This is a genomic window from Stappia indica (assembly GCF_020177335.1).
Classification (GTDB): Bacteria; Pseudomonadota; Alphaproteobacteria; order Rhizobiales; family Stappiaceae; genus Stappia; species Stappia indica_B.
Genome location: NZ_JAIVMG010000001.1, coordinates 455090 through 470576, shown reverse-complemented (window position 1 = coordinate 470576; position 15487 = coordinate 455090). Strand labels below are relative to the sequence as shown.

The 15487-nt window shown below is 66.0% G+C and carries 15 protein-coding genes; 11 read left to right on the top strand and 4 right to left on the bottom strand.

Annotated elements, in window-relative coordinates; translation table 11 throughout:
- Positions 1–2 precede the first annotated feature (2 nt).
- From LC062_RS02050 to LC062_RS02030, 5 genes are read left to right on the top strand one after another with little or no spacing between them, the layout of a single operon-like run.
- Positions 3–614 (top strand): BMC domain-containing protein, encoded by a 612-nt coding sequence (locus tag LC062_RS02050; protein ID WP_181758496.1) that lies wholly within the window; start codon positions 3–5, stop codon positions 612–614.
- The gene (locus LC062_RS02045; protein WP_224909354.1) at positions 614–1063 is read left to right on the top strand and encodes a hypothetical protein; all 450 of its coding nucleotides are present in this window, start codon (positions 614–616) and stop codon (positions 1061–1063) included. The genes LC062_RS02050 and LC062_RS02045 overlap by 1 nt, the downstream gene beginning before the upstream one ends.
- A complete protein-coding gene (locus LC062_RS02040) occupies positions 1060–1296 on the top strand; it encodes a EutN/CcmL family microcompartment protein (RefSeq protein WP_224909353.1) in 237 nt (78 codons plus the stop codon). The genes LC062_RS02045 and LC062_RS02040 overlap by 4 nt, the downstream gene beginning before the upstream one ends.
- A 48-nt stretch (positions 1297–1344) precedes the next feature.
- Positions 1345–1629 (top strand): BMC domain-containing protein, encoded by a 285-nt coding sequence (locus LC062_RS02035; RefSeq protein ID WP_181758499.1) that lies wholly within the window; start codon positions 1345–1347, stop codon positions 1627–1629.
- A 27-nt stretch (positions 1630–1656) separates the two neighbouring features.
- On the top strand, positions 1657–2286 hold the full coding sequence (locus LC062_RS02030) for a hypothetical protein (RefSeq protein WP_224909352.1): 630 nt from the start codon (positions 1657–1659) through the stop codon (positions 2284–2286).
- 105 nt (positions 2287–2391) lie between these two features.
- Here LC062_RS02030 and LC062_RS02025 read toward each other — a convergent pair whose 3' ends face one another.
- Entirely contained in the window at positions 2392–3411 is a 1020-nt protein-coding gene (locus tag LC062_RS02025; protein ID WP_224909351.1) for a membrane dipeptidase, read from the bottom strand.
- Between the two features lie 128 nt (positions 3412–3539).
- Between LC062_RS02025 and LC062_RS02020 the strand changes: the two genes are divergently transcribed.
- From LC062_RS02020 to LC062_RS02000, 5 genes are all read left to right on the top strand, one after another.
- Positions 3540–4421 (top strand): LysR family transcriptional regulator, encoded by an 882-nt coding sequence (locus LC062_RS02020; protein ID WP_224909350.1) that lies wholly within the window; start codon positions 3540–3542, stop codon positions 4419–4421.
- Between the two features lie 113 nt (positions 4422–4534).
- Entirely contained in the window at positions 4535–5569 is a 1035-nt protein-coding gene (locus LC062_RS02015; RefSeq protein ID WP_224909349.1) for a TAXI family TRAP transporter solute-binding subunit, read from the top strand.
- Positions 5570–5583: 14 nt separating this feature from the next.
- The gene (locus LC062_RS02010; RefSeq protein WP_224909348.1) at positions 5584–7482 is read left to right on the top strand and encodes a TRAP transporter permease; all 1899 of its coding nucleotides are present in this window, start codon (positions 5584–5586) and stop codon (positions 7480–7482) included.
- Between the two features lie 2 nt (positions 7483–7484).
- Positions 7485–7916: a RidA family protein gene (locus tag LC062_RS02005; protein ID WP_224909347.1), complete on the top strand. Its 432-nt coding sequence runs from the start codon at positions 7485–7487 to the stop codon at positions 7914–7916.
- Between the two features lie 137 nt (positions 7917–8053).
- Positions 8054–8413, top strand: coding sequence for a RidA family protein (locus tag LC062_RS02000; RefSeq protein WP_224909346.1), 360 nt, complete (start codon positions 8054–8056; stop codon positions 8411–8413).
- A gap of 109 nt (positions 8414–8522) precedes the next feature.
- On the opposite strand, the gene purU is transcribed toward LC062_RS02000, so the two are convergent.
- From purU to gltX, 3 genes are all read right to left on the bottom strand, one after another.
- Positions 8523–9377, bottom strand: coding sequence for a formyltetrahydrofolate deformylase (purU, locus tag LC062_RS01995; RefSeq protein WP_224909345.1), 855 nt, complete (start codon positions 9375–9377; stop codon positions 8523–8525).
- A 314-nt stretch (positions 9378–9691) separates the two neighbouring features.
- Positions 9692–10984, bottom strand: a complete 1293-nt coding sequence (gltA, locus tag LC062_RS01990; RefSeq protein ID WP_224909344.1) for a citrate synthase — start codon at positions 10982–10984, stop codon at positions 9692–9694.
- A gap of 239 nt (positions 10985–11223) precedes the next feature.
- Positions 11224–12654: a glutamate--tRNA ligase gene (gene gltX, locus LC062_RS01985; RefSeq protein WP_224909343.1), complete on the bottom strand. Its 1431-nt coding sequence runs from the start codon at positions 12652–12654 to the stop codon at positions 11224–11226.
- A 237-nt stretch (positions 12655–12891) separates the two neighbouring features.
- Here gltX and LC062_RS01980 point away from each other — a divergent pair, with 237 nt between their 5' ends.
- On the top strand, positions 12892–15468 hold the full coding sequence (locus tag LC062_RS01980) for a ComEC/Rec2 family competence protein (RefSeq protein WP_224909342.1): 2577 nt from the start codon (positions 12892–12894) through the stop codon (positions 15466–15468).
- The last annotated feature ends 19 nt before the right edge of the window (positions 15469–15487 follow it).

Sequence of the window (15487 nt, the reverse complement as noted above, 5' to 3'; positions counted from 1 at the left end):
CCATGGCAGACCTTCGCTCCTTCATCTTCATCGACCAGTTGCAGCCGCAGACGCTGGCCTATGTGGCGACCTGGATGCGCGGCAGCCTGCCACGCTCACGCATGGCCGCGCAGATCATCGAGATCGCCCCTGGGCTTGATATCGAGGCCCTGACCGACGTGGCGCTGAAGAGCGCCGACGTGAAGGCCGGCCTTCTGGTGGTCGAGCGCCAGTTCGGCACGCTGGAGTTCCACTCCCGCTCCACCGCCGAGGTGCAGGCCGGCGCCGACGCGGTGCTCCATGCCCTTGGGGCGCGGCGCGAGGATGCGGCCCCGCCGAAGATCCTTGCCTCGAAGATCGTCACGCGTGTGGACCACCAGCACGCCTTCTTGATGAACCGCAACCGCATGGGCTCGATGATCCTCGGCGGCGACAGCCTCTACCTCCTGGAATGCCAGTCGGCGTCCTACGCCATGCTGGCCTGCAACGAGGCGGAGAAGGAAGCGAACATCAAGCTGATCGACTACCGGATGATCGGCCCGAACGGGCGGCTTTATCTCGCCGGCGACGAGGCGGAGGTGCGCAATGCGCGCAACGCCGCGGAAGCCGCGCTGCGGTCGGCGGGAGCGGTCTAGTGGACGACCTTCGCCAGGTTATTCGCGAGTTGTTGCGCGAGGAACTGGGCCGGGTGCGGGCGGATCTGGCGCCCGCCGCCGCGCCGCAGGTGACGCAGGAAGCGGTGGCGATCCGTTCCAGCGCCGATCTCAACGCCTTCGCCCTCCGGGTGCTGGAGATGGCCCAGGATGGCGCCCGTCGGGCCGACATTCTCGCCGGACGCCACCGGTTCCGTCTCGCCGACGATGCGGCTCCGGTGCGGATCGAGGCGCATCAGCCGGCGGCCCCGCCGCCACAGGCAGCGCCCCGCCAGGTGCGGTTCGACCGGGGGATGATCTCGGAACGGGACATCGCCGGCCTGCCGGACGGGACGACATCGGTGCTTGCGGACAAATCCGTGCGGCTCACCCCTCTGGCCCGCGACGAGCTGCGGCGTCGGGGCATCCGACTTGAAAGGACAGCGTCATGATCCGTGGAAAAGTGACAGGCCGGGTCTGGGCCACCAAACGCATCGAAACCCTGCCGGTCGGCTCGCTGCTGGAGGTCGATGTCGCCGGCACCACCATCGTTGCCTTCGATCCGCTCGGCTGCGCCGAGGGTGAGGATGTGCTGATCACCCAGGGCTCTGTTGCCGCTGGATATTTCACCAAGATCAAGGCTCCGGTCGATGCGCTGATCATCGGCTCGATCGACGAGAACTGACGGGCGGCCCCGCCCGTTCTGGACAAGACCTGAAAGAGGAGAAGCATCATGGCTAGTCAGGCAATTGGAATGATCGAGACCCGTGGCTATGTGCCGGCGCTGACCGCCGCCGACGCGATGGTCAAGGCGGCCAATGTGGAGATCGTCGCCCGCAACGAGGTCGGCGGCGGCCTCGTCTCGGTGGTCGTCAAGGGCGATGTCGGTGCGGTCAAGGCCGCGACCGAGGCCGGCGCGGAAGCCGCCAACCAGATCGGCGAAGTGGTGTCGGTGCATGTGATCCCGCGTCCGCATCCCGATCTCGGCAAGCATTTCGAAGCCGCGAACGTCAAGTAAGGCATCGATCAGGAGAGGGCCGGAACCATGACAGAACTCAGGGTCTATCTGCCGATCCAGGATCTGCAGCCACAGTTTGCGGCCTATCTTGCAACGCCGCTGCGGGCGCGGGGCTATCCGCCGTTTGAGGGTCAGAACAGCCTGATCATCGAGGTGGCCCCCGCGCTTGCCATTCACCGGATCGCCGATCTGGCCTTGAAGGAATCGCCGGACATGGAGCCCGGCATTCTCTTCACCGAGCGACAGTTCGGATTGCTGGAGCTGCATTCCGACGATCCGGAGGAATTGCAGAAGGCCGGACAGGCGATCCTCAAGGGGATCGGCGCCAAGGCCAGCGATCAGATGGTGCCGAAGATCCTGTTTCAGGACATCATCGACGACCTGTCGGACCAGCACGCGATCATCCTCAACCGGTCGCGCGATGCGTCGATCCTGGTGCCGGGCGTGTCCTTGCTGATCTACGAAATGGCGCCGGCGCTGTTTGCCTGCGTCGCCGCCAACGAGGCGGAACGGGCCGCGCCCGAAGCCACGATCAACGATGTGCAGATGATGGGCGCCACCGGCCGCATCTTCATGTCGGGCTCGCGGGCGGAGATGGAAAAGGCGCGCGATGCCATCACCCGGACACTGGAACAGGTGAAGGGCCGGGCGGGCTGAGGACGCTGCGCACGGAAAATCGACAGTGAAAAACAGGAAGCCGGCCGGATCCGTTCAAGGACCCGGCCGGTTTCATGCTGGAGCAGCCCTGGAGGGGGAAGGCGCTCAGACAGCTTTCGCCAGATCGCCGGCAAGAGCCTTTGCCGGAACGAAGTTGGTCTCGTAGAAGCGCAGCCAGTTCTCGCCGAGAATGCCGTCGGCCTCGGAGGCGGAGAAACCGGCCGCCAGCAACCCGTCGCGCAAGATGCCGAAATCCCGGTTGTCCCGGTACCACTCCGGCATCGGCGGGAAGCCGGGATTGTCCGCCGAGCCCTCGCCATAGTCGATCGACTTCGACCAGCGGCCGACACGCATCCATTCCACCACGCTGTCCGGCTGGTCCTGACACAGGTCCGAGCCGATGCCGATGGCGGCCGGCCCCATGATTTCCGCCGTGCGCGCGGCCATTTCGCAGAAGCTGGCCAGCGTGCAGTTGGGACCGTCCTTCAGGTGATGCGGATAGAGCGAGAAGCCGAGCATGCCGCCGGACTGCGCCAGCGCCCGCAGGATGTCGTCGCTCTTGTTGCGCAGGGCAGGGGCCCAGGCCTTCGGATTGGCGTGGGTGATGGCAATCGGCCGGGTGGAAATCTCCATCGCCTCGAAGGTGGACCGGTCCGCCGAATGGCTCATGTCGATGACGAGCCCGACCCGGTTCATCTCGCGGATCACTTCCTTGCCCATGCGGGTGATGCCGGGGTCTTCCCGCTCGTAGCACCCGGTGGCGAGCAGCGACTGGTTGTTGTAGCTGAGCTGCATGAACCGCGCGCCGAGGTCATGAAGCACCTCGACGAGGCCGATATCGTCTTCGATGGGCGAGGGGTTCTGGAAGCCGAAGAAGATCGCCGTGCGGCCGGTTTCGCGCGCCCGGCGCACGTCGCTGGCCCAGCGTCCGGGCATGATCAGATCGCCGTGCTGCTCGAACCAGCGGTTCCACTTCTCCATGTTGGCGACGGTTTCGCGGAAGGTCTCGTGATAGGCGATGGTCACATGCACAGCGTCGAGCCCGCCGGCGCGCATCTGTTCAAAGATCTTACGCGACCAGTTGGCGTACTGAAGATTGTCGATGCGAAAGGCCGGGCTTGCCATGGGCGGGGTCGAGCTCCTTGAAAAGAAAGCGCCGCCCGAAACGGCGGTGCGACTGTTGGCGCACTCTCGACCCGGAGATGGATTTCAGTCAAAATCAAATATCTGAAACGAATTTGAGAAAACCTGAAATGGCAATCAAGCTGGAGATGTTGCGCTGTTTCGCGGCGGTGGCGCAGCGGGGCAATCTGTCGGAGGCTGCGGACCATCTTGGCCGCACCCCCTCGGCGGTGTCGATGATGCTCAAGCAGTTCGAGGAGCACCTCGGCGCGCCTCTGTTCGAGACCGAGCGCAAGAGCAAGCTGACCGGCCTTGGCCAGCATATCTTCGAGCAAGCGCTGCAGACCGTGAACCAGTTCGATGGCACGGTCGATGAAATGCTGAGCTATGCCCGTTCCGAATCCGGATCGGTGCGGATCGCTGCGGTGCCCTCGGTCGCGGCGAGTATCCTGCCGGAGGTAATCAAGACCTTTGCCCGCGCACGGCCGGGGGTCTTCATCGACTTGCGGGACATGGATTCGCTTGCGGTAACCCGCGAGTTGACCCGCGGCCGGGTCGATATCGGACTTGCGAGCTTTGCCAACGACAGCGGGGAACTGCTCGGCGAGCCATTTCTGTCGGACCCATTCGGGCTGGTCTGTCCGCCGGATCATCCGTTGGCCAGGCGGGGAACGCCTGTCGACTGGAGCGATCTGCAAGGGCTCGACTTCCTCGCCAACGGCACCTGCTTCCAGATCACCGGGGCGGAATTCAAACCGATCCTCGACGGGTCCCGCATGATGGTGCGCAACAACACCTCACTGTTCTCGCTGGTCCGCGCCGGGGTCGGCGTGACCCTCCTGCCGGAGCTGACCATGCAGGGGGTGTCGGATCTGCGGTTCCTGCCACTGGCCGACGAAAACGTACGACGGAGGGTCGGGATCCTGCGCGCGGCCCGTGCGGTTCCCAGCCCGGCGGTTCTGGCGTTCCTGGAAGAGTTGCGCGATCTCAGGTTGAAGCTTCAGGAAAACTGAAATTCGCATCAGAAATTTAAGCTTGATGGAAAGGCGGCCACGCGGCACCCGTAGAGCATCGGTTAAAACGACGCAGCGTCGCTTGCGCGATCCGTTGCCTTCAGGGAGGAACCATGATGGTTGAAGCACTGAACAGACGCACATTCCTCAAGTACACCGGCGCCGGCGCTCTGGCCGCCGCGCTGCCGCTGTCCGGCGGTCGGGCCTTTGCCGCCGCTCCGGATTTTCTGGCGATCGGTGCCGGCCCCTCGGGCGGTGTGTTCAACATCGTCGCCACCGGCATTGCCGACATCCTGCGCGGCGTCTACCCCGACACGATCATCGACGTGCAGCCGGGCGGCTCCGGGCCGAATCTCCTGCGGGTCCAGTCCGGCCAGGCGGATCTCGGTCTGACCTCCGCCAGCAACGCCTGGGATGCGTGGAACGGCAAGGATCCGGCAACGCCGGAAGCGCCGGTGCGCAAGACCCGTGGTCTCATGTCCCTGATGCAGAGCGGAATTCAGATCTGGGTCGATGCCACCTCCGACATTCACTCGCTCGCCGATCTTCGCGGCAAGCAGGTCAGCGCCGGTCAGCCGGGCCAGACCTCCTGGAATGCCTTCAAGACCCTGCTTGAGGCCGCCGGCATGTCCATGGCCGACATCGAGGCCGATGGCGGCGCGATCCGTGAGCTGAGCTGGGCAGAATCGCACAATGCCCTGCGCAACGGGCAGCTCGACGCGGTCATGTGGCTGTCGCTGTTCCCGCATCCGAGCGTGCGCGAGACCGAAACCGCCCGGCCGATCCGCACTCTGTCTCTCGATGCATCCACCATCGATCGTTTCCTGGAGCTGACCGGCGGCGGCTATGAGAAGCTGACCCTGCCGAAGGGGCTTTACGGTGGTCAGGCCGAGGAGGCCCATACCGTCGGCACCGCGACCTTCCTCTTCGCCTCCGAGGATATGCCCGACGATCTGGCGCGCGCCGTGGTCGAGGCGATCTGGACCCGCCGCGAGGACTTCAAGGGCATTCACGCGCTTCTGGCCGGCGTCTCTGAAGAGACCGTCGGGCGCGGCATGAGCGTGCCGATCCATCCGGGCGCGCTGGCCTATTACAAGGAACAGGGCATCCCCGTTTCGCCATCCACACTCGCACAAGACAAGGGTTGACGCCCGTGTGGCCCATGAAGGACCGGCGTGTGGTCGTCATCTCCGTGCTTGCGGTGATGATGACCCTCTTTCACCTCGCCGCCGCATCGCCGTTCTGGATCGCGCCGAACCTGGTGCTGCGGGGCGTCCATCTTCTGTTCGCGGTGATCATCGGCATCCTGATGTTCCCCGCGCGCACGCGCTTCTTCCCCCGCTGGGTGGATGGCGCGCTGATGGCGCTCGGTATCCTGTGCATTGGCTATGCGGTGGTCGAGCATCAGGCCATCTCGGTCCGCCCGCCCTGGACGCTTGAGGCCTCGCCCTTCGAGCTGTTCGTGGCGCTGGGTGCGATCGTCGTCGTTCTTGAGGTCACACGGCGCAGCCTTGGCATGACCATCACCGGTCTGTGCCTGGCCTTCATCGCCTATGCGTTTGTCGGCCCCTATCTTCGCTTCGTCGACTGGCTCCGGCCGCTCGCCCATCGCGGTGTCGGCATCAACGAGTTCGTCGACCAGATGTACTTCAGCTTCGAAGGCATCTTCGGCACCGCGCTTGGCGTTTCGGCGGAATACATCTTCCTGTTCGTCATGTTCGGTGCGGTGTTGCAGGTGGCCGGCGGCGGCGATTTCTTCATCAATCTGACCCGTGCGGCCACCGGCGCGAGCCGGGGCGGGCCGGCCAAGATGGCGGTCATCGCCAGCGGCCTGATGGGCATGATGTCCGGCAGCTCGGTCGCCAATGTGGCGACCACCGGCTCGCTGACCATTCCGATGATGAAGAAGCTCGGCTATCCGGCGCGTTTCGCCGGCGCGGTGGAAGCCATTGCCTCCACCGGCGGGCAGATCACCCCGCCGATCATGGGGGCGGCGGCCTTCCTGATGGCGGCGATCCTCGGTCGCGACTATCTGGAAATCGCCTCGGCGGCACTCGTTCCGGCACTTCTGTTCTTCGCCGCGCTGCTGATTGCGGTGCACTTCACGGCGCTAAAGAGCGATCTGGCGCCGCTTGAGGAAGGCGAGCGCGGCTCCACCTGGGCCACCTTCAAGGCCGGCTGGACCTTCATCATTCCGGTGGCCGTGATCATCGGCATGATGCTGAAGGGCTACACCGCCAGCTTCAGCGCCTTCTTCGGCGTGCTGGCGACACTCGCGGTGCCGTTTCTGCGCCGCTCCACCTTCATCACCTTGCCCCGTCTCGTCACCGGCATAAAGCTTGGTGTCCAGGGCGCGGTGATCGTCGCCGCCGCCTGCGCCTCCGCCGGAATCATCGTCGGCATCGTGCAGATTTCCGGCCTCGGCTTCCGCTTCAGTGCGCTGGTGACCGATATCGCCGGCAACAATCTCGATGCGGCGCTGTTCCTGGCGATGATCGCCTCCTTCATCTTCGGCATGGGCATGCCGACGACACCGGCCTACATTGTCCAGGCAACCCTGGTCGCGCCGGTGCTGATCAAGCTGGGCGCCGATCCGCTGGCGGCGCATTTCTTCGTCTTCTACTACGCCGTGCTGGGGCAGGTGACGCCGCCGCTCGCCGTCGCCGCCTATGCGGCCGCGCCGATCGCCGGGGAGACCCCGTCCCGGGTTGGCTGGAGCGCCTTTGCCCTCGGCATCCCGGTCTACATCATTCCGTTCCTGTTCGTCGCCAACACCGAGTTGCTGGCGCCGCAACTGACCCCGGAATTCCTTGCCACTGTCTTGCGCAGTCTCGTTGCCATCGGCGCGCTGTCGATCATGATCGTCGGCTGGATCGGCGGCACCCGCCTGCCGGTTGTCGGCCGGGCCCTGCTTCTCGGGGTGGCGGCGCTGATGATCCATCCGGATCTGACGACGACACTGGCCGGGCTGGCGCTGGCCGCCGCGATCTACGCGGTGCAGCGCTGGCGGGCGAAGGGCGAGGCGCGCGCGCGCGGCGATGCGCTCAAGGAAGGAGCGTGATCATGGCCCTTGGCGAAGCCTTCGAGACCGTCTTCGACTACATTCCCTCCGCCACCGATGGCCGGATCCTGTGTCTTGCCGGCCAGATCCCCAAGACCGGGCCGGAGACCATCCACATCGCCGGCCGCGTTGGCGGTGAGGTCTCGCTGGACGATGCACGCGAAAGCGCCCGGATCGCCGCCCGGCAGGCACTGGCGTGGCTGGAGCGGGAAACCGGATCGCTGGAGCGGATCGACCGGATCCTGCGGATCAGCGTCTATGTAGCGGTGGCCGACGGGTTCGGCGAGATCTCACAGGTCGCGGATGCGGCCTCCGGGATCTTCGCCGAGGTTCTTGGCGAGCGCGGCCGGCACCCGCGCTCCGTCATCGGCGTCTCCTGCCTGCCACGCAACGCGCCGGTGCTGCTTGAGGTCACCGCCAGCCTGCGGGCCTGACTTCTTCCGGTCGCTCCCGGCGCCGTACCTGCTCAACGCTTTCTCCCTTCACCCGGACGGTCCCAGCCAGCCTCCCTGGTCGGGACCGCCGTTTCCTGCCGCATGTGCGGCCCCTTCCTCCATTCAGGGATTTTGACATGACCTCAACCGTCAAGCGCTTCGGCGCGCAGACCCGCTTTTCCAGCATCGTCGTCCACGGCAACACGGTGTATCTCGCCGGCCAGGTGTCGCAGCTCGTCGATGGCGACATCACCGCCCAGAGCGAGGATGTGTTCGCCAAGATCGATGCCATGCTGGCCGAGGCCGGTTGCAGCCGCGACAGCCTCTTGTCGGCGCAGATCTGGCTCCGCGACATGAGCGACTACGATGGCATGAACGCTGCGTGGGATCACTGGCTGGAAGGACGCGCCAAGCCGGTGCGCGTCTGCGTCGAGGCGCCGATGGCCAAGCCCCATTACCTGATCGAGGTTCTGGCGGTCGCTGCTCTCGACGGCTGATCAACGATGGCCGGGGGCGGGGTCGTCCCCGGCACGTTTTGGCGGGTGCTCTCGCCTCGGAAACGAACTCCGGCGCGCGCCCTTTCCGGGTGCGCGCCGTTTTTTGGCGTTAGCTGAAGACCACGGTCTTGTGTCCGTTCAGCATCACGCGCCCTTCCAGGTGCATCTTCACCGCGGCGGCCAGCACCCGGCTTTCGATGTCGCGGCCCGTGGCGACCAGATCCTCCGGACCCATCGCATGGGTCACCCGGCCGGTTTCCTGCTCGATGATCGGCCCCTCGTCGAGATCCGGCGTCACGTAATGCGCCGTGGCGCCGATCAGCTTGATGCCCCGCTCATGCGCCTGATGATAGGGGCGGGCGCCCTTGAAGCTCGGCAGGAACGAATGGTGGATGTTGATCACCTTGCCGTAAAGCCGCTTTGACAGGGTGTCGGACAGCACCTGCATGTAGCGGGCGAGCACCACCAGATCGGTTCCGGTTTCCTTGACCAGCGCCAGCAGCTTTTCTTCCTGCTCGGTCTTGTTCGCCTTGGTCACCGGCCAGTGATGGAACGGGATGCCTTCGATCTCGGCGGTGCGGCGGCTGCCCTCGTGGTTGGAGACGATGGCGACCACCTCCGCGTTCAGCCAGCCGACCCGGATCTGATAGAGCAGATGCAGCATGGCGTGGTCGAACCGCGACACCATGATGATGATCTTGGGGCGGTAGTCCCCATCAAGGATGTTGATGCGCATGTCGAAACGGTCGACCGCCGGTTTCAGGCTGTGCTCGACCGTCTCCCGGCTGACGTCTTCGCCGGCGGTAAAGGCAATGCGCATGAAAAAGCGGCCGGTCTGGCGATCCCAGAACTGGTTGCTCTCGGCGATGTTGGCGCCAAGGCTGGCCAGTTCCGTCGTCACCGCGGCAACGATGCCGGGCTTGTCATCACAGGACAGGGTGAGGACGAACGAGCGGGTCGACATGAAACAGCATCTCCATGAAAGGCGGCAGCATGAGTGAGTGGGATTTCCTGCCGGGCGCAGGGGAACTGACGGGTGCTCCTTCGCGAGGAGGGCGGGGATGCCCAGGTCACGCGGAGCGACGCCGCGTCAGTGTAACGTCATCGTCGCAAATTCAGCAGCCATTCGTTCTGGTGGGACTGCATCGGGCGCGGTTTCAACAGCTTTTCTGTCGCATCCGCGCAGCAAGGGCCCCGAAACACAGGCATTTGTTCCGCAAAACGCGAGAAGGGCGCCCCGAGGGGCGCCCTTCAAATGTGGCCGAATGGCTCCAGACGTCAGCGACGCTGGTTGATCGGCATGTAGTCGCGCGGCCCGGCGCCCGTGTAGAGCTGACGCGGCCGGCCGATCTTCTGCGAGGGGTCCTCGACCATTTCCTTCCACTGGGCGATCCAGCCGACGGTCCGCGCCAGGGCGAACAGCACGGTGAACATGGTGGTCGGGAAGCCGAGCGCACGCAGCGTGATGCCCGAGTAGAAGTCGATGTTCGGGTAAAGCTTCTTCTCGACGAAATACTCGTCGCTGAGCGCGATGCGCTCCAGCTCCATCGCCACTTCCAGCAGCGGGTCGTCGCGATGGCCCAGCTCGGCGAGCACCTCATGGGTGGTCTTCTGCATGATCCGCGCACGCGGGTCATAGTTCTTGTAGACCCGGTGACCGAAGCCCATCAGACGGAACGGATCGTTCTTGTCCTTGGCCCGGGCGATGTACTCGGGGATGTTGTCGACGGAGCCGATCTCGGCCAGCATGTTGAGCGCGGCCTCGTTGGCGCCGCCATGGGCCGGACCCCAGAGGCAGGCGATGCCGGCGGCGATGCAGGCGAACGGGTTGGCACCCGAGGAGCCGGCAAGACGCACGGTCGAGGTTGAGGCGTTCTGCTCGTGGTCCGCATGCAGGATGAAGATGCGGTCCATTGCCCGCGCCAGCACCGGATTGACCTTGTATTCCTCGCACGGCACGGCAAAGCACATGTGCAGGAAGTTCGACGCATAGTCGAGGTCGTTGCGCGGGTAAACGAACGGCTGTCCCACATGGTACTTGTAGGCCATGGCCGCCAGCGTCGGCATCTTGGCGATCATGCGCAGCGATGCAACCATGCGCTGATGCGGATCGGAGATGTCGGTGGAGTCATGGTAGAAGGCGGACAGCGCGCCGACCGTGCCGACCATGATGGCCATCGGGTGGGCATCCCGGCGGAAGCCGGTGAAGAAGCGGCTCATCTGCTCGTGGATCATCGTGTGATAGGTCACACGCTGCACGAAATCGTCCTTCTGGGCCTTCGTCGGCAGTTCGCCGTAGAGCAGCAGGTAGCAGCTCTCCAGGAAATCGCCATGCTCGGCCAGCTGTTCGATCGGATAGCCGCGATACAGCAGCGTTCCGGCATTGCCGTCGATGTAGGTGATCTGGGATTCACACGAAGCCGTGGATGTGAACCCTGGGTCGTAGGTGAAGCAACCGGTCTGTCCGTAAAGGGACGCGATATCGATGACGTCCGGTCCAACGGATCCGGAACGGACCCCGAGATCCCAGGACTGGTCACCGATCGTCAACTTGGCAGTCTTGTCGCTCATTCAGGCTACCCCCATTTGAGTAAGGCGCGGTTGCACAGCCGGAAGTGGCCCCGTTTGCGGGGAACCGGACCGGTGGCACGGCGGGAGGAATGGTGCCCGTTGCCTATCCCATTTGCCGCCCCCCCGCAAGCGCGCGCCCATGACGCTTTCGTCACAGGGGGGGCGAAAAGGAGTGAAAACGCCAGAGCTTCCCGAGGGGAATCCAGGGTTTCCACTCCTTGTTTCAGATTGTCTTGAATTCAGCTCTGGGCCTGATCGAGCAGGCGGGCGAGTGATTCCTCTCGGCCGAGAACCGCCAGAACGTCGAAAATGCCAGGCGAGGTGCCCCGGCCAGTCAGTGCCGCGCGCAGGGGCTGCGCCGCCTTGCCCAGCTTCAATTCGACCTCCTCGGCATAGGCGCGCACCGCCGCTTCGGTGCTCTCCGCGCTCCACTCGGGCAGTGCTGCAAGCCGAGCGTGCAGGGCAGCGATGGTGTCACGCGCACCTTCGGCACCGAGAAGCTTGGCCGCCTTTTCGTCGATGTCGAGCGGTCGGGTTGCCCAGAGATATCCCGCGCTGTCAATGAGTTCGACAAGTGTCTTCGCGCGATCCTTGAGACCGGGAAGGGCCATGCGTAGCATCGCCTCGTGAGCCGGATCGGCGAGCCAGTCCAGAATCGGTTGGCCATTTTCCACATGCGGCAGGAAGGCCATCAGGTCGGCCATCAGCGAATCCGTATCCGCCGCGCGCATGTAGTGGCCATTGAGGTTCTGCAGCTTCTGGAAATCGAACCGCGAGGGCGATTTGCCGATAGCGTCGAGGTCGAACCAGCCGATCATCTCCTCGGTGGAGAAGATCTCGTCGTCGCCGTGGCTCCAGCCGAGCCGTGCCAGGTAGTTGCGCATGGCAGCGGGCAGGTAGCCCATCGCCCGGTAGGCCTCCGCGCCGAGCGCCCCGTGACGCTTGGAGAGCTTGGCGCCGTCCGGACCGTGGATCAGCGGAATATGTGCCATCACCGGCACATCCCACCCCATCGCCTGATAGATCAGGGTCTGGCGGGCGGCATTGGTCAGGTGATCGTCGCCGCGCACGATATGGGTGATGCCCATGTCGTGATCGTCGACCACCACCGCCAGCATGTAGGTCGGCGTGCCGTCCGAGCGCAGCAGCACCAGATCATCGAGATCCTTGTTGGGGAAGCTGACCCGCCCCTGCACCTTGTCATCGACGATGGTTTCGCCCTCGGTCGGCGCCTTCAGCCGCACCACCGGCTTGATACCCTCCGGGGCTTCCGAAGCGTCGCGGTCGCGCCAGCGGCCATCGTAGCGCGGCGGCCGGCCCTCGGCCCGCGCCTTCTCGCGCATTTCCGTCAGCTCTTCCTGGCTGGCATAGCAGTAGTAGGCGCGGCCTGCTGCGATGAGCTGTTCGGCCACGTCCCGGTGCCGCTCTGCCCGGGCGAACTGTGAGATCGGCTCGCCTTCCCAGTCGAGCCCCAGCCAGGTCAGCCCGTCGAGGATTGCCGCAACCGCCGGCTCGGTGCTGCGCTCCCGGTCCGTATCCTCGATCCGCAGCAGCATCTTGCCGCCATGGCGCTTGGCGTAGAGCCAGTTGAACAGCGCCGTCCGGGCTCCGCCGATATGCAGGAAGCCGGTTGGGGAGGGGGCGAAACGTGTGATGACGGCTGCGCTCATGAACGATGGGCCTTGTGATCGGGTGTGAATTTCAGATCGCGACAGACGACAGACGACAGACGACAGGCGACGGACGACTGGCAGCGGGCAGAATAGGAACTCCCTCATGCCGCGTACCGCGTGCCGGCTGCACGTTTGGGCGTGGCGCGAGGTCGGCGCCCGTGTAGCATAGGCGCCGGTGTGGCCATAGCCACAAATGTGCGGTGCTGGCAAGGTCGGCGCTGGGAGGGGGGCAAGGTGTCGGGGCGTTCCGGGGGGCCACCTGCCATCGGACAGGATGCGGAGGACGCCGCGCCGGAGGCGGTGGCTGCCACCGCGCGCCTTGGCGAGCGGTGGGGCGTGGGGCTTGCCCGGTTCCGGCCCCGCCCATCGCGCCCGCGCCCATCGCCGTCCCGCCGGGGCCGCGCTGCGGTATCCCACCGCTTTTCCCAGGCCGTAGCGGAGGCGCTCGACCGGGGGCAGGGGCTTGTCTGGGCGGTGCTGCCGTTCGGCCTCGGCATCGCCCTTTACTTCCATCTGCCGGCCGAACCCTCGGTGATCGTCCTCGGTCTGCTCGCCGGGCTGCTCACCGGGCTTTCTCTCTGGCTGCGCCGGGCCGGGCAGGCACCGGCCGGGTTGATCATCGCCGCGCTGCTGCTCGCCGGCATGACGGCTGCCGGTGTGCGCACCCGCGCAGTGGAGGCGCCACGGCTCGACCGGCCGCGCACCGTCGAGCTGGCCGGCTTCATCGAGCACGTCGACAGGACCGCACGCGGGTACCGGCTGGTGCTCCGTGTCGTCTCCGCTGGCGGTCTCGACGCGGCGGCGCGCCCCGCCCGCGTCCGGGTATCGCTGCGCGGGGAGGTGAAGGCGCCGGGCGTTGGCGCGGCGGTGCGGCTGCGGGCGCGGCTGATGCCGCCGCCCCGGGCCACCATGCCGGGCGGCTACGATTTCTCCTTCCGCGCCTTCTTCGACGGCATCGGCGCGACCGGCTTTGTCTTCGGTGCCGTCCGCCCCGCAGATCTCGGCGCTGTGCCGGCGGACCTGCGCCTGCATGCGGCCATTGCCAGCCTGCGCGCCGCAGTGACCCGGCGTATTGTCGAGGCTCTGGGGCCGGGGACGGCCAGCGGTCTGGCGGCGGCGTTGATTGTCGGCGACCGCTCCGGCATCCCCGAGCCGGTCACCGATGCGCTGCGCACCGCAGGTCTCGCCCACATCCTCGCCATTTCCGGCCTGCACATGGCACTGTTCGCCGGCTCGGTGTTCTTTGTCATTCGCGCGGGGTTGGCGCTGTCCATGCGCCTATCGCAATCCCACCCCATCGACATCTGGGCCGCGTGGGGCGCGCTCTTTGCCGCGAGCTTCTATCTGGTGCTGTCCGGGGCTTCGGTCGCGACCCAGCGCGCCTATGTGATGATCGTTCTGGTGCTGGCCGGACGCCTGCTCGGGCGCCGCTCGCTGACCTTGCGCAGCGTCGCCATCGCTGCCTTCGCGATCCTGCTGGTGACGCCGGAGGCGCTGCTGGAGCCCGGGTTCCAGATGTCCTTCGCCGCCGTGGTCGCGCTGATCACCGCCTATGAGGAGATCACCCGCCGCCGGCTCGCCCGGCAGCGCGAGCGTCACGAGGAACCGCAAGGGGGCGGCATTCGGCAGGCGCTGCTCTGGGGCGTGAAATGGCTCGGGGCGATCTTCCTGACGTCGCTGATCGCCGGTGTCGCCACCGGCGCCATCGGTGTCCAACATTTCCATCGGATCGCGCCGCTCGGGCCGTTGATCAACCTCTTGGCCATGCCGATCGTCACGGCACTGGTGATGCCGATGGCGGTGCTGGCGCTGGCGCTGCTGCCGCTGGGGCTGGAGGTCGTGCCGCTTACCATCATGGGCGCGGCCATCGATCAGGTGGTGGCGCTTGCCCTTTGGGCGCAAGAAAGCACGCCGGGCGAAGGCACGGTCGGCGCGCCATCCGCAGCGGCCACGCTGTTGATCGTGCTCGCCGGACTGGTGGCCTGTCTCGCGCCGAAGGGCTACCGGCGCGCGTGCCTTCTCCCGCTCGCCGCCGCGCTCGTTCTCTACCTGCAGTATCAACCGCCCGATCTCTTGATATCCGACGATGGCAAGTCGCTGGCCCTGCGGGATCGCAACGGCACACTGCATGTCACCATGCGGCCGACCGGCTTTCTCGGCGAGGTCTGGCTGCGGGCGGAGGGAATACCGGAGGCGGAGCGACGACGGCGCCGCGTGCCGAAATCGGCCATGTCCTGCGATCCCACCGGCTGCATCCTGCTTGCCTACGGTCCAGTTGGGGAAGTGGAAGAGGTCGGGGCAAGAGCGAGAGCAGGACAGGCCGCGCCTCGCGCCGGCATGGCACATGGTCCTCCGACGGGCGGACCTCTAAACACCGCGTCGCCGACATCCGGACTGGAACACACGGCAAGCGCATCATCCGCGCCCGGGTCTCGCCAGGCCGGCGCCCATCACTCGGCCACGTCGGTACCGGCCGGCGTCGCTCCTGCTGGCCACCGGCCGGCCCAAGAGGTGCTAGCGGCACAGAGCCACGCGGCAACCCGTTCTCCGCCGCTCATCATCGCCCTGGTGCGCCGGGCCGATGCCTTTGCCGACGACTGCCAGCGCGCCGATATCATCGTCACCCGTCTGCAGGCGCCTGAGGATTGCGCCGCCCGTCAGGTGTTCGACGCCGACCGGCTGCGCCGCAGTGGAACCGTCGCCCTTCGCCTGACGGCGGATGGCGCCGGCGGAACGGACCTGAACCTGACCCCGAGCTACCGCTGGCAGCGCCCCTGGAACCGGACTACGGAGCCGGGAGAGGCACGCTAGCAAGCCCCAGCTGGCAGCC